This window comes from Alteromonas sp. ABV4_515 (assembly GCF_056160345.1).
Window position 1 is genome coordinate 1 of the sequence record NZ_JBSWWZ010000019.1, and the last position, 1,024, is coordinate 1,024.

The 1,024-nt window shown below is 47.6% G+C and carries 1 protein-coding gene; it reads left to right on the plus strand.

Going from position 1 to position 1,024, the window contains the following annotated elements; all coding sequences use genetic code 11:
- Window positions 1-230: 230 nt before the first annotated feature.
- On the plus strand, window positions 231-1,024 hold a 794-nt coding region (locus tag ACXAGX_RS20465), incomplete at its 3' end, for an IS110 family RNA-guided transposase (RefSeq protein ID WP_474825209.1).

Genomic DNA, 1,024 nt, shown 5'->3' on the forward strand with positions numbered 1-1,024 from the left:
TTGTATGGATAATTCTTCCCTAAATTCCCCACAACGTTTTCAAAGATGGGTAAAGTGAGGCCCAGACTTTGGCTGCAACCAAAGTTGGCTGTGCGGTAGTTCGATTATGCGATGGCTCCTCAGTTGAGAGACCGCTAACAAACATGAACACCACACAGTGCTCCAAGCAACATACTCGAATAGTCGACTGGGCCCCGAGCTCGCATTTAGCAAACCAGAGTTAGCTTATTATGAATAAATCAGCAGCGCAAAGAATTAACGTTGGCGTAGACACCGGCAAGCAATTCCTTGATATCCATGTTCGTCCGTCACATGAATATTTTCAGGTTAGTAACGATACAAAAGGCATATCTGAGGCAGTTAAACGGCTGAAGAAACTAAGTCCGGAACGCATTGTGATTGAATCCACCGGCCGTTACGAAGCCGCGTTTATTGCAGCATGTGCGAAAGCCCGCTTGCCGTTCAGCATGGTGAACCCCATACACGTAAAGCGCTTCGCCGGCGCAATTGGCAGAAAAGCCAAAACAGATAAGCTGGATGCTGCACTTATCGCACATTACAGTGAGGCCATCCAACCTGCCCTGTCGTCCCTGAAGCCTGAGACTATGCGGCTTATGGCAGATTTGGTATCGCGGCGGAATCAGTTGTTAGACATGCAGACAAGTGAGAAGAATAGGCTTCAAATCATGCCCAAAGCGACACAGGCCAGTATTAAATCTGTACTCCTGACCATCAAAAAGCAAATAGAAAAAATGGATGATGAACTGGGCAAGCTGATAGAAAACTGTCCGGAGTACAAAGCCAAAAGCGACCTTGTTCAAAGCATGCCGGGAATAGGAAAAGTATCAGCCGCAACACTCATCAGTTACCTGCCGGAACTTGGCTTGCTGAACAGTAAAGAAATTGCTTCACTGGTGGGTGTCGCACCAATGAACAGAGAAAGTGGCAAGTACAAAGGCAAACAGGTTATCCAGGGTGGCCGCAGTCAGGTTCGCACCGTATTGTTCATGGCGATGATGTCAGC